Origin of the sequence: Wolbachia endosymbiont (group A) of Hylaeus communis (assembly GCF_947251915.1) — a bacterium.
In the GTDB taxonomy this organism is placed as follows: Bacteria; Pseudomonadota; Alphaproteobacteria; order Rickettsiales; family Anaplasmataceae; genus Wolbachia; species Wolbachia pipientis.
The window spans coordinates 1,377,915-1,391,524 of sequence record NZ_OX366396.1 but is presented as its reverse complement, the minus strand read 5'-3'; the positions used below and the strand labels follow the sequence as shown (position 1 = coordinate 1,391,524).

Sequence of the window (13,610 nt, the reverse complement as noted above, 5' to 3'; positions counted from 1 at the left end):
GGCCTTTTTTTAAGCTCTGTCACTTCTGATCTATATTCTATAGCTGTACGAACACTGCAATTTCAGATCCCAGTGCCTTGACCACAACTATTGCAATATGGTACATAGTGAACGATGTCATTCCAGTCTGGAATCTAGCCTTTCTGCAATCTCATCGAAAACGTTGTAACCACTTTCTATGCTAGTTTGCTTGCTTACAAGCAAACTTTTCTGGATCCCAGTGTCTGGGCACTGGGATGACAGGAGAAGGCACTGGGATGACAAGAATAGGGCACTGGGATCTAGTGGGCTCAAACTACAATGTTTGTACAGCTGTGATCTATATTCTATAGCTGAATAATTTAACAATTCAAAATGAATACATATCCTATTGAGCTCTATGTTACATACCAGGTTGCTTTGCCTTTTCCATGCTGAGTGATGTGATTACTCTTTACGAGATTAGATACGTGCTTCTTTAAGGTATTGCAGTTTGCTTTAGTAATATTTTCCAAATCCTTAATTGTAAGACGTCCATGTTTGCTGAGTAGTGCTAATACTTTAGCAGAAAGTGGTGGTAAATAGAGATTTAACACTTTTTCATGTGACACCTTTTGTTCAAGATAAAATTTTTGCTTTTGTAGTGACCTTAAAAAGAACATAAGCCATGGATTAAAATCATTGCTGCTCGTCTTCAAGGATTGTTGAGTACGACGCAAAGCTAAGTAGTAACTCTCCTTATTACTTTCAATTATACTTTCAAGGGAACTGTAAGGTACATAGATATACCCTAACTTTAGTAACAAGAAAGTTGTGAGAATGCGTGATAATCTGCCATTTCCATCCTGGAAGGGATGAATAGCTAAAAAAGTAACTATAAAAATGCCAATAATTAATAGAGAGTGTAACGATTTCACCTCTAATTGCTGGCTAGTCCAATAAATAAGTTCTTGCATTTGTGTTGCTGTCTCAAATGGAGAGGCTGTTTCAAAAACTATGCCCAAGCTTTTTCCAGATTCATCAAACGCTTCAACATGATTGGGGAATTTTTTATATTCTCCCATGTGCCTTTGATCTTTATATGAAAATTGTAAAAGCCAGATGTGAAACTGTTTTATAGTGTTTTCTGTAAATGGCATCTTGTTAAAGTTTTGAAATACTTCTTCACACACATACGCATATCCGGCTATTTCTCGTTCATCTAGAGAACGAAATGAGCGTGTATCAAGTTTGGATAGTAATTGCTCAACTTCACGGTCTGATAATCTTGCCCCTTCAATACGAGTAGAAGAACCAATACTTTCAATTGTTGCAATTTTCTTGAGCATTTGTAAACGTTCTGGAGCTAAATTACCAAACAATTGCCATGCTCCTTTAAATTCATCAATTTCAGCAACTAATTTTAACATTTCAGGTGTTATTACAATTTTTGAAATGTCAAACATATCTGTATTTTTATCTAGTTATATTCAATTATATTCGAAAATGTCCTATTAGCAAAGAATACTTGTGAGACACACACTAAAGAATGAATTTTGGTAGGCATAAAAGCAGCTATTTTATGTTAAAATACAACATTTTGATGAAATTATAAGAAAGGCTGGATCCGAGTAGTCAGCTACCCGTCAGTGCATGTTGAAAAATCATTTTATGATCTAAATCAGTTTTTTTACAGGTAACTTCTAAGCTTATCAATTTTTCCAAGATCTTCTTAAGTTCTGAAAGTTGCAAACTTTTCAAATGAGATTTAAAACTCTGCAATTGTTTAAAAAACAATGGAGGGCTTAGCTGATCAATCGCAGCCTGCTCACTCATTCCACCTTGCACTGACAGCAAAACGGTTTCAAGGCGTAGGAAATAATTTGATATAATGCGAATTAGCGCTATCGGTGAAAAATTTTCTTGCGATATCAATGCATCAGAAATTCTAATGAAGCGCAACATATCTTTACTTGCTATGGCAGAACACAAATCATCAAGTGTAGCATAGTCGTTGCCGGAAGTTGAAAAGCATAATTCTATATCAGTAAGTTTTAGGTCTTTTCTCTCCCCTAAGTACAAAACTAACTTTTCAAGTTCTGAACATATAGGCAGCTTGCTATGATTAAAGTAAGATTGCAAATGGTAGATTATCTCATTTGTGCATTTTATATCATTTTGTTTTAAGTAACTTGATATAATGTCATAAAGATTGCTGTTGCTGTCCTTATAGCAAGCAATCACACCAAAAATTTTTGAACTCTCCATATAACTTTTAGTCGCAGAATTATATGGAAGATCACTTGCTACCATCATTACATAATGACCACTTGCGTTATAATCCAATACATTTTTTAACTCCTTGGATATACCTCCACTCACATTTATCAGCTTAATTAATTTTTTGCTGGTAAACATCGAAACGTTTGCCAATTCAGAAAACAGTAAACTGGGTGACTTATTCACTATTGCAAAATCCATCACCTGAACTGAATACTCACCCAAATTAGCAATTATTTCTTGTACATAAAAATCAACCCTACTGTTATCACTTCCATGAATTAACACACCACGTAAAGCATCAGGTTTCTCTAGGAACTTTTTAACTTTGGATGGTGTGACCCTCATGCTATCTATATGATATCATTCTCATTTGACTGTACATGAGTATCCAAAGACTCTGAGTCTCCTTGTGCAATATTATGCACATCACCTGCTACATCATCTGACTCTTCTGTTTTTCCTGTAATATAATTATAAAATTTTTTCACAGGTTGAGATATATATTTGGAAAAAAATCCTTCTTCGCTCATATTGCTTACTCCATAAAATTAACAACTTATCATTAGCATATAAATAATAGTATAGCAAAAACTATTTTGTGCTAAGATAGTGATGTTTTATAATGAGTATATTACAAAATTATTAACATTCGAGATCAAAATTAAGCCAACCTGCTTAATACTAGCCTTATAAAATAAGCGATAATTAAATATACCGCTGCAACAAGTATAATTGCAGGTCCAGTTAACAAATCAAAACTTGCAGATAACATGAGACCTGATATCCCAGAGATCACAGAAAAAACTGTTGCAACAATAATCATCTGCATCGGAGTTTTCGAAATGAGCCTTGCAGATGCTGCTGGTATTAGCAAAAATGCAGCAATAAGTAATATTCCTATTAATTGGGCAGCAATTGCTATAAATATAGCAAGAGTGATTAAAAATTCTAGTCTAACAAAATTAACATTAATCTTCTCAACTACTGCTAAATCTTGATTAATTGAAATCATTAACCAATAACGCCATCTAAATATTAATATCAAAGTAACTATTAGAGAGGTTAAAAAAATCGATATTATATCACTTTGATCGAGCGTTAATATATCACCAAACAGTGAGCTAATAATACTATTATTGCCAGATGGAAGAAAAGACATAAGTATTAAACTCGATGATAAAACTACATTGGTAACAATGTTCAATATCGTATCAGCAGAATATAATCTGTTAAAATTAAGAGAAAGTAGTATAGCAAATGTAATTGCAATAAGCATTATGCTAAGCGATGGGCTAATCTTAAAAATTAAAGCAAGTGCAACACCGAGCAATGAAGAATGGGACAAACTATCACCAAGATAAGATAACCTTTGCCATATCATAAACGATCCTAAAGCGCCTGTTACTAGGCTAATTACAACTACTGCAACTAGACTATTGATGAAAAAGTCCTGGGTAAGCATGCTATATGGCTATTAGATAACTGACAACAAATCTATCTTCGGATATTAAAACGTTATGGGTTCTGCATGCAGAACCTGTTGTCATAAATTCAAAATTTAAACCTTTTTGTTCCATAAGATAGGACTTCACTGAAGAACTTAGTATATTGCGTGTTTTACCAGTACCTATTAACAAAATTTCTATTTCCTCTGTTAAAAAAGATTCAAAATACTCCTTGCTGTTTATATCACTTTCTTTCAATTTTATCACCTTTTCAGGAAAAATTATAATTGAGCCATAATATTCTTGATTGTTTACCAAAAATTTTCCTTCCCTGTAACCATTTATAAGATTTTTATTCTCGGAAATTAAGGGAGTTACATCCATAAGTCAAACTATTAATTGAGTGTCACATACCCACCATTCTGGTTGCTTTTTTCCGATATTAACTGCAGCAGCTTTTGCATTTTCCTCACTATCGAATATTCCAAAACATGATACACCACTGCCTGACATGCGAGAAAGTATAGAGCCTTCTTGTGACTCAAGTGTTGATATCACATCCTTAATTTCAGGTACAAAGCTTATTGCTATTTCTTGAAGATCGTTTCTCGTCTCTTTAAGAAGCTTCAACAAATCCTTTTCAGCGTCATCGCTCCATTTAATTGGCTCAGAAAATTTTCCTTCATGTTTGGAAAATACCTCTGGTGTACTCAAAAACCTTTTTTTCGGTTTCACAAGCACCACATTTGTAGGTAAAGAGAATTTTTTAATGTGGCATAATTCTTCGCCAATACCTCTAACAAAAACTGGCTTGCTATCTACGCTTGCGGGAACATCAGCACCAACGTTTAAGGCTATTTCATTTAAAATCGTCCTATCAATCTCCCACAGCTTCCCTAGCGTACGTACCACAGCTCCAGCATCTGAGGATCCGCTACCAAGTCCTGCAGCAATTGGTATGTTTTTTACAACCTTTACAGTGACTTTAGTGCGTACAGGAGCATGCCTAAGCAGCAGATTAACCGCTTTCATTACAGTGTTATATTGGTTATTTATTTTAGACTCGGAGTTTATAAATTCAACTGTAGAGTTATCGTATCTAAAATCCTTCTCACCTACTTTTATTTCCAAAAAATTAGAGAGATTAGCAAAGACAAATAAACCTTCAATCAAGTGATACCCTGTTTCTTTTTTGTCTACAACATGCAAAAAAAGATTGATTTTTGCAGGCGCCTTTACACAAAAACTTTTCATTATATATCTTCACTAACACTATTTTTACATTATATGTATAATGCTATTCTAGTCAACTTTTATAAGGTTCTCGCACTTCTGATGAGATCAAATGCCATAAATCCTAATTTCTCTGTGTGGGTAAATGCGTCCGCTGGTACAGGCAAAACAAAAATCTTAATAGACAGAGTATTGAGACTTTTATTAGAAAACAAAAGAAATATTCTTTGCTTAACATTCACCAATGCTGCAGCAAACGAAATGGAGAATCGCATTCACAGCATACTCAGTAAGTGGGCAATATGTTCAGATAGTGTGTTGGCAGCAGATCTAGAACAACTAGATTTCTTTTCGATGTCATTCCAGCGCGTGACGCTGGAATCCAGTAAAAAAAAAGAATGGATCCCAGTGTCAAGCACTGGGATGACAGGGGGTGGTGCATCGCATAACCATGATTTAAGCAAAAAACCAGCGGTAAACCCTTCGGTGTCATCCCAGTGCTTGACACTGGGATCCAGAAAAAATAAAGATTATTTAACAAGAGCAAGAAGGCTTTTCTCTGAACTGGAAAATCTTGGTCTAACTATACAAACCATACACGCTTTCTGTTACAAATTAATTTCCAGCTTTCCCATAGAAGCTGGCATCGCCCCAAATTGCACGCTGAGCGAATGCAAAGAATTACATCCCATCATATTCAATAAAGTGCTTCATAACGAAACTGTGCAGGATGATATCAATCTTATTGCAACTGAAATTGATGAAAATAAATTACGCGATTTGCTTTATACTTTATGTGTAAAAAGATCAGCGTCAGCAAATGATTCGAAATATATCAAAGATAAATTGAGCGCCCCAGGTGAAATTCATGACTTACAGAGCGAAACAATTGAGCACGTGGAAAGACTAGCCGAGATATTAAGTGAAGGCAGTAAAAGAGATCAGAGTTATAGTGAAATACTTTATTCTACTGTCATCCCAGCTGGGATCCAGAAGAAAAGAACCAGCGTCACGCGCTGGAATGACACTAAAGTAGAAAACCTAGCCAAGGTCTTTTTAAAATCAGAATCGCACGAAAAAAAGAGCATATCATCCATTGCAACAAAAAGTATTTTGGAGAAATTCAAAGATGCAGAGCAAATAATAGAGAGCGTTCAGAATGTAGTATTTACCCATATAAGAGACATGAACTCTTATCAAATATTCAAGAGAACCAGTAGCTTACTTGGTATATTTAAAGTATATGTTGATCTATACAGTAGCGAAAAATCAAAAAATGCACTGCTTGATTACAATGATATAATTGACTTAGCAACAAATCTTCTCAGCAATCCAAACTATAAAGATTGGATATTGTTTAACTTGGATCAAAAAATAGATCACATCCTTGTTGACGAGGCACAAGACAATAGCATCAGTCAGTGGAAAATTATAACAAATCTCTGCGATGAATTTTTTGCCGGTAATGATGAAAAGCGAACCTTATTTGTAGTTGGTGACGTAAAACAATCCATATACAGATTTCAAGGAGCAAATCCCCATCTATTCAACTACATGCAACAATACTTTCATACGAAAACTGGTGGCAGAGATTGGGTATCATGCCAACTTGAAAAGTCATTTCGTTCAACTCCAGAAGTTTTGATGCTTGTAGATAGAATATTTAACAACTTCCGCGCAGAAATATCTTTTGTTGATAATGAAATAAAACATGTTCCACATAGAGAAAATGATCAAGGATATATTGAAATTTGGCCAGCGTTACCAAAGTGTAAAGAGGAAGAACAGCAAGCTTTACAAATTCCTCTGATATGTAAGGAAGGTTATACAATAGCAGATCGATTACTTGCTCAGGCAATAGCCCACAAAATTCACAATTGGTTAAACGAAGGGCGGATTTTAGTTGCTAAAGATCGCCATATAGAACCAAGAGACATTATGGTTCTGGTACGACAACGAAACGTATTGGTTGATTACATAATAAGCGAACTTAAAAAAGCAAACGTGCCAGTTGTAGGCCGAGATTATTTTAGAATTATGGACTATATAGCCGTGCAGGACTTAATAGCTTTGGCCGAATTTTTACTCCTCCAGGCAAATGATCTAGCTCTTGCAAATGCTTTAAAATCACCGTTATTCAATTTTACCGAGGATGATTTATTTAACATTGCATATGATCGTAAAGAGCATTCACTATGGGAAAGAATTCAGGATTATTCTGTGGTTATCTACAGTGAATTAAACTATCTCATTAACTTATCTCGCACAGAGTCTCCTCTTGCACTATTTACACATATATTGCGTACAGGTAAGAAGAAATTTGCTGCAAGGCTAGGTCTTGAGTGCTTTGAGGTTCTAGACGAATTTATGAACCTCGTGTTGCAATTTGAAAACCCATCTCTTCAAGCGTTTGTTCAGTGGATCAAGGAGAATAACCCGGAGATTAAGAATGATATGCAATCAGAACGCAATGCTGTGCGAATAATGACAATTCATAAATCAAAAGGTCTGCAAGCTCCCATAGTATTTTTGGTTGATACAAACACAGTGCCAAGAAACAGTGAAAGCATTATCTTTGATGGAACAGAAGTGCCATTTTGGTGTGGAAAAAACAACAACGCTTATTGCGATCAAGTAAAAAGAGAGAAAAAACTAGAGGATTATAATGAATATTTGCGTTTATTATACGTAGCACTCACACGTGCTGAAGATGAGTTATACATCTTAAGTAAAGAGCCAGTGCAAAAGGGCTCTTGGTATGATCTAATCACTAAGTACGGAGAACCATATGAAAAGAAACAAAGGGATTTACGGCTAATATTTAAAGAAAAAGTTGAAGTATTATGCGTGAATGCAAACTACCCTTACATTTATAAAAAACGTGATTACTTTGACGTTCCGGTCATTTCCCTTCCACCAAACCTATCAATGTCATTCCAGTGCTTGACACTGGAATCCAGTAAAAAAGAAGGAGAACAAGTGTCAGCTCACTCTTCGGTATCATTTCAGCACTCTCTTTCGTCATTCCAGCGCGTGACGCTGGAACCTGGAGAAAAAAAGGCCTGGATTCCAGTGTCAAGCACTGGGATGACAAATAGGGGTATTAGAATGACAGACAGGGGTATTGGAATGACAGATGAGAGTGCTGGAATGACAACAAGGAGCATTGGGATGACAGATGGTTATGCAAGAGGCCTGATTATTCACAGCATATTGCAGTATATGCCCAAGATAGAAAAAGAAAGGAGAAAAAATTGGGTCAGAAAATACCTTGATAACATCAGCGAAGATAAGGATGAAATTTACAGTAAAATATTAGCCTTTAATGAAAAATATGGCTATTTGTTTGACTTGGAAGGCAAATCAGAGATTACACTGAGTGGAACAATTGATGGCAAGTCAGTATTAGTACGACTAGATAGGCTATGCATAACGCAAGATAAAGCAATCATAATTGACTACAAGTCACACCGTAACGTTTCTGTTTCCTCATTAAATGAAATAAAAAAGCAAATGTTGACCTATAAAACCTTAGTACAAGAAATATATCCAAACAAGCAAGTAGAGTGCGTGGTTATTTGGGTGAAAGATTTAACCATTCAATCTGACTTTTAACGAAACTTGATTGCAAGCATCGAACAGACGAAATCTGTCAAATCAGAAAGAAACACACAAATTTAAGTTTTTAGTAGTTTTCAAGTATAGTTGTACAGGGAGCGCCTTTGCAGTTATGACCGACATTTTCAATGGTGCCTAAGTGCCCGTATGCAAGCATGGTTTTGGAAGGAACGGTCAAATCATTGATGGAGTCATTTAGACTACCTCGGTTAGGAGATTGTACTATCAACCGTTCCAAGCTGAAGCGTTTCCCTATTACAAATTATATGTAGGAGTTACCATGAAAAAAGCAAAAAGTAAATTAGAAATAGTGAATCCTAATGCAGCAGGAATAGACATTGGTTCAGCTGTACACTATGTGTGTGTACCTGAAGGAAGAGATGAACAACGCGTTCAGAAATTTGGCTGCTTTACTGAAGACCTTCATAACTTAGCACAGTGGTTGAAAAAGTGTAAAGTTACAACAGTAGCTATGGAATCAACAGGAGTATATTGGATTCCTTTATTTCAAATACTTAAGTCATACAAATTCGAGGTAAGATTGGTAAATGCACGGCATGTAAAGAATGTACCTGGTAGGAAGTCTGACGTTCAAGATTGCCAATGGCTCCAACAACTGCATAGCTACGGACTGCTTCATGGATCGTTTAGGCCAGATAATCAGATGTGTGTATTGCGCAGTTACGTGCGGCAACGCAAAAATCTCACTGAAAGTGCATCTACACATATTCTGCGTATGCAGAAGGCATTAATTCAAATGAATATACAATTACACAAGGTTATTAGTCATATTACTGGGATAACTGGTATGAAAATCATTGAAGCTATAATTGAAGGCGAAAGAGATTCTGAAAAATTGGCAGAATTCAGGGACGTGCGAATGAAAAATGATCAGTCTACTATTGCAAAAGCGTTAGCTGGTGACTATAGAGAGGAACACTTATTCACGCTAAAGCAAGAATTTGAACTATATAATATTTATCAAGAAAAAATAGCAGAATGTGATAGAAATATTGAAGCCTATTATAAAACGTTTGAAACAAAGTCTTGTGAAAGCAAACAGCTAAGTAAGCAAAAGAATAAAAATAGCAAAAGTAAGCCAAGCTTTGCTTTGTATGAGGAACTGCACCGAATAACTGGTATGGATTTCACTAAAATTCCTGGATTTGATGTATTAAGTATACAAACCATAATTTCAGAAGTTGGTATAAACCATAGTAAATGGCCAACAGAAAAGCACTTTTCATCGTGGTTGGGACTCAGTCCTGCTAATAAAGTTACAGGGGAAAAAGTGTTTAACACAAGAACACGTAAAGTCATTAACCGTGCTGCAAATGCTTTGCGAATAGCTGCTCATTCTGTAGGAAATAGTAAAAGTGCGTTGGGTGCATACTACAGAAGATTGAAAAAACGACTAGGAGCACCAAAAGCAATAACAGCTACTGCAAGAAAAATGGCATGCATATTTTATAGTATGCTCAAATACGGACAGGAATATGTAGAAAAAGGAATGGAATACTATGAAACACGCTATAAAGATAGAACTGTAAAAAATTTGATCAAAAAAGCGAGCGAATTTGGCTACATATTAGTTCAACAAGAAGAGTTAGTTGAGTGAGTTTCTTAGGAGTAAATGCTATTTTGGGTGTGGATATTTCAAAAAAGAAATTTGATGTTTGTTAGTGGACAGTAAAAAACGACACAAAGTCTTTCAAAATAATCAAGATGGTTTTGCAAAACTTGTAGTTTGGTGCAATGGCCATGGAGCAAATCTTACTCATTTATGTCTTGAAGCAACTAGTTGGTATGGAGAAGATTTGGCTACTTTTATGCACGATTTAGGACATAATGTCAGTATAGTAAACCCAGAAAGCTTTTGGCAAAAGTGAGCTGCTCAGAAATAAGACAGATAAATCAGATGCAGCTATGATAGCTAGATTTTGTATCGCCAACAAACCTGCTCTTTGGAAGCCCATTGCACCTGAAATGAGGCATTTGAGGGAGCTTTACCGTTGCATGCAATCGCTAAAAGATGATAAGGTGCAACAGACAAATCGCTTGGAAAACAAAAATATGCATTCCAGTTGCAAAGAAGCTATATCTAAAGTAATTTTGGCAATAGAGGAGCAAATTATTGTTCTCGAAAAAGAAATTAATGAGCATATAAATATAGCATTTCTCATAATAGTCCGAACAGGTCATAGGAAGGCAGAATCAACAGCACGACGAAAGGATTCGAATAGAGGAATGTTTTTCCTGGCTCTGTTTTTTATAGCAAACCAATGATGCTCAATTTTGTTGAAATCTGGAGAATAAGGCGGCAGATACAAAATTTCTGCACCAACCCCTTTAGCAAGCTCGATAATCTTATCAGACTTATGAAAAGTAGCATTGTCAAGAATGACAGTCTGTCCAGGTTCCAAGATCGGTGTCAAAAATTGCTCAAACCATCCATTAAAAACATCCATATTACAGTGGCCTTCAAAGGTTAACGGAACAACTATCTTTCTTCCACTTAAGGCTGCAACCATACTGATTCGTTGAGTTTTCTTTCCAGATTTTAAGGCATAAAACCGCTGTCCTTTCTGGCAATATCCGTAGGGGTAGTCTTCGGTGTTATCAATGCCAGACTCATCTATATACACTAAGTTTTTAGGTTCTTTTGTCGCTATAATTTTCAAAAATTCAGCACGTTTTTCTTCGTTTCTTTCCTTGTATCCATATGTCTTTTTTTGCGCGTAAATTCAATTTTTTTAAGGGCTCGATAGATCGTTTGGATACTAACGTTGTTCCAAAGTTTAGCCATTTCCGATAGAGTCTTTCCTCCGTGTTCTCTGGCAAATTTGGCAAAGGTATCCCAGTCGGTAATTTTGTGATTGTAACCCCCATTTCCAAGTTTTTTTGATTGAAAGTCTCCTGTTTCTTTTCTTCTTTGCTGCCACTCCCATAAAGTAGTTCGTCCAATCTTAAATCTTGCTGCCACTGTTTCTCTGCTTTCTCCTTCGTCTAGCGCTTCCATTGCTTTTTTTCTTAAATCATAACTATATGCTGCTGGCATTCAACCTCCTTATCATCATCTACCCTTATCCTATCACATCCGGACTTTTATGGAAAGAGCTCTAAGAGGTTGTCCGGAAACAAGTAAATTCAAGCATATTCCCTCTTTAACATAACCCTACTCATAGCTAGGTATATGAAATTCTCAGTGGATGTTGTGAGTAAATCATACTCCTTCGATAGCCTTCTATTCCTATTAACCCAAGCAAAAGTCCTTTCTACAACCCATCTTCTTGGCTGTACTTTAAACCCTTGTTCTCTTGTTGGTAGTAGCTCAGGTGGCGTATCTTTGTGCACCCAAAATCTACATGGAGGCCTTTTAACAATTTCAATATCTATGTCATATTCTTCCTTTATGTGATTCTTTAAATTTCTTCCTTGGTATCCCATGTCAGCCCACATTTTTTTAACTTTAGTATATTTTGTTCTCATATTGTTTAATGCTATTTTAATACCATCTCTATCATTTTCGTTAGCAGCGCCTACGTAACAACCTAGTATAAAACCCTGAGTGTCTGTAATTATATGCCTTTTTCTACCCTTTACTTTTTTACTTCCATCATAGCCTTTGATCCCCCCTTTTCTGTAGTCTTTACAGATTGACTATCTACTATACAGGCACTCGGCTGCTCATTCCTTCCTATTTTTCTTCTACTATATTTTGTAATTTCATAATTCATTTTCTCAAAAATTCCCTGCTTCTTCCATTGCCTGAACTGCTCATACACAGTCTTCCATAGCGGAAAATCATTTGGTAAATACCGCCATTGACACCCTGTACGCAATACATAGAAAATTGCTTCTAATATTTCTCTTTTGCTATACTTTGGCGGCCTTCCTCCTTTCTTGTATGATACTCTGAAGTGTTTTTCTATTCTTGCCCATTCCCTTTCGCTTAGATCTGTTGGATACTTTTTTCTCATCTTTACCCCGTACTAAAATTTCAGATATTATAGCCTTTTACTTGTTTCCGGACAACCTCTAATTACCGGAATACTTGGTATGTCGATAAAGTTTGCCGAGGTGGTGCTTGCATTTACTTATCGCTCTGAAAATACAACTGGCGGGGCTTTTTATTACATGAAGTACGGGCTTGCAAAAATTGGATTTGCAAAAACTGGTAGATTTCTTGCCTTCACTTATGCGATTATGCTACTTATTGCAATGATTTTGGGCGGTATACCATTTCAAGCAAATCAAATAGCAGCACTATCAAATAACCTCCTAGAATACAACGCATCCATTATTATATCCCTGCTTGTCTTTATTGTAATATTGGGAGGAATAAAGCGCATTGCTTTCGTTTCAACGAGCTTAACACCAATTATGATAGTGCTATATGTGGGTATGTGTATATATTTAATTTATGTAAACGGAAGTAATTTGCTGAATGCTCTATCCATAATATTCCAAGATATCTTCAATAAATCAGCTATAGGAAGCGGAGTATTGAGCGGATTAATAGCCGGAGTGAGAAGATCAGTGTTTGCTAACGAAGCAGGTACCGGAACAGCAGCTATAGCACATTCAGCTGTAAAAGAAGAAGATCCAATTAAAGTTGGGTGCGTTGCAATGATTGCACCACTTATAGACACAATATTAATCTCATTTTTGACTGGTATTGTGATAATTATCACTGGTATGCATAGCACTGATAACGTGGGTGATATTACACTAATTAGTTCGATATTTTCAACAGCTTTGCCCTTGTTCAGCAAGTTAGTTTTTCCGCTAATGATGTTTTCCTTTGCATTTTCCACAATAATAGCTTATTGTTACTACTGTGAAGTTGCTTTGCTGTATTTATTTGGTAGTAAAAAAATACTGATACCGTTCCAAATTCTTATAGTGGTTTCAGTGTATATCAGCTGTATGTCAAAGAATATAGAATTTATATCTTATCTAGGTGACAGTTTGTTTATGTGCCTTATGATTCCAAATGCTGTTGCAATATATCTACTAAGAAGGGAAGTTTTGAATACAATAGATTCTTATTACAATTCTAAAGGGTATTAA

General features: G+C 35.8%; 9 protein-coding genes and 3 pseudogenes. 4 read left to right on the top strand and 8 right to left on the bottom strand.

Features of this window, described 5'->3' with window-relative positions:
* Window positions 1-377: 377 nt before the first annotated feature.
* From OPR52_RS06790 to OPR52_RS06765, 6 genes are all read right to left on the bottom strand, one after another.
* A complete protein-coding gene (locus OPR52_RS06790; protein WP_265038114.1) occupies window positions 378-1,424 on the bottom strand; it encodes a Fic family protein in 1,047 nt (348 codons plus the stop codon).
* A gap of 169 nt (window positions 1,425-1,593) precedes the next feature.
* A complete protein-coding gene (holA, locus tag OPR52_RS06785) occupies window positions 1,594-2,586 on the bottom strand; it encodes a DNA polymerase III subunit delta (protein WP_265038112.1) in 993 nt (330 codons plus the stop codon).
* Between the two features lie 5 nt (window positions 2,587-2,591).
* Window positions 2,592-2,771 carry a hypothetical protein gene (locus OPR52_RS06780; RefSeq protein ID WP_010082539.1) on the bottom strand — a complete coding sequence of 60 codons (180 nt, stop codon included), beginning with the start codon at window positions 2,769-2,771 and terminating at the stop codon, window positions 2,592-2,594.
* A gap of 131 nt (window positions 2,772-2,902) precedes the next feature.
* Window positions 2,903-3,703, bottom strand: a complete 801-nt coding sequence (locus OPR52_RS06775) for a metal ABC transporter permease (RefSeq protein ID WP_264723282.1) — start codon at window positions 3,701-3,703, stop codon at window positions 2,903-2,905.
* A gap of 1 nt (window position 3,704) precedes the next feature.
* On the bottom strand, window positions 3,705-4,070 hold the full coding sequence (locus OPR52_RS06770; RefSeq protein WP_151808071.1) for an Mth938-like domain-containing protein: 366 nt from the start codon (window positions 4,068-4,070) through the stop codon (window positions 3,705-3,707).
* Between the two features lie 3 nt (window positions 4,071-4,073).
* Window positions 4,074-4,940, bottom strand: coding sequence for a 4-(cytidine 5'-diphospho)-2-C-methyl-D-erythritol kinase (locus tag OPR52_RS06765; protein WP_213863071.1), 867 nt, complete (start codon window positions 4,938-4,940; stop codon window positions 4,074-4,076).
* Between the two features lie 81 nt (window positions 4,941-5,021).
* On the opposite strand from OPR52_RS06765, the gene OPR52_RS06760 reads away from it, so the two are divergent.
* The 3 genes and pseudogenes from OPR52_RS06760 to OPR52_RS07935 all read left to right on the top strand — a co-directional run.
* Window positions 5,022-8,534 (top strand): UvrD-helicase domain-containing protein, encoded by a 3,513-nt coding sequence (locus OPR52_RS06760; protein ID WP_265038111.1) that lies wholly within the window; start codon window positions 5,022-5,024, stop codon window positions 8,532-8,534.
* A 283-nt stretch (window positions 8,535-8,817) separates the two neighbouring features.
* Window positions 8,818-10,155, top strand: coding sequence for an IS110 family RNA-guided transposase (locus OPR52_RS06755; protein WP_265037784.1), 1,338 nt, complete (start codon window positions 8,818-8,820; stop codon window positions 10,153-10,155).
* Window positions 10,152-10,706, top strand: a pseudogene (locus OPR52_RS07935) (IS110 family transposase); the annotation flags it as partial. The gene OPR52_RS06755 and the pseudogene OPR52_RS07935, both read left to right, overlap by 4 nt.
* A 29-nt stretch (window positions 10,707-10,735) precedes the next feature.
* On the opposite strand, the gene OPR52_RS06745 reads toward OPR52_RS07935, so the two are convergent.
* Both OPR52_RS06745 and OPR52_RS06740 read right to left on the bottom strand, forming a co-directional pair.
* Window positions 10,736-11,595 (bottom strand): IS630 family transposase gene (locus OPR52_RS06745; protein ID WP_265037751.1). Its coding sequence is split into 2 segments (ribosomal slippage): window positions 10,736-11,271 and window positions 11,271-11,595, totalling 861 coding nucleotides; the frame shifts between segments, so codons are not numbered across the junction.
* A gap of 89 nt (window positions 11,596-11,684) precedes the next feature.
* A pseudogene (locus OPR52_RS06740) lies at window positions 11,685-12,517 on the bottom strand (IS5 family transposase).
* A 58-nt stretch (window positions 12,518-12,575) separates the two neighbouring features.
* On the opposite strand from OPR52_RS06740, the pseudogene OPR52_RS06735 reads away from it, so the two are divergent.
* Window positions 12,576-13,610, top strand: a pseudogene (locus OPR52_RS06735) (alanine/glycine:cation symporter family protein); the annotation flags it as partial.

Bases quoted from the DNA above. Each gene is read 5' to 3' on its own strand.
- OPR52_RS06790 (WP_265038114.1), bottom strand. From the start codon at position 1,424: ATGTTTGACATTTCAAAAATTGTAATAACACCTGAAATGTTAAAATTA.
- holA (WP_265038112.1), bottom strand. From the start codon at position 2,586: ATGAGGGTCACACCATCCAAAGTTAAAAAGTTCCTAGAGAAACCTGAT.
- OPR52_RS06780 (WP_010082539.1), bottom strand. From the start codon at position 2,771: ATGAGCGAAGAAGGATTTTTTTCCAAATATATATCTCAACCTGTGAAA.
- OPR52_RS06775 (WP_264723282.1), bottom strand. From the start codon at position 3,703: ATGCTTACCCAGGACTTTTTCATCAATAGTCTAGTTGCAGTAGTTGTA.
- OPR52_RS06770 (WP_151808071.1), bottom strand. From the start codon at position 4,070: ATGGATGTAACTCCCTTAATTTCCGAGAATAAAAATCTTATAAATGGT.
- OPR52_RS06765 (WP_213863071.1), bottom strand. From the start codon at position 4,940: ATGAAAAGTTTTTGTGTAAAGGCGCCTGCAAAAATCAATCTTTTTTTG.
- OPR52_RS06760 (WP_265038111.1), top strand. From the start codon at position 5,022: ATGAGATCAAATGCCATAAATCCTAATTTCTCTGTGTGGGTAAATGCG.
- OPR52_RS06755 (WP_265037784.1), top strand. From the start codon at position 8,818: ATGAAAAAAGCAAAAAGTAAATTAGAAATAGTGAATCCTAATGCAGCA.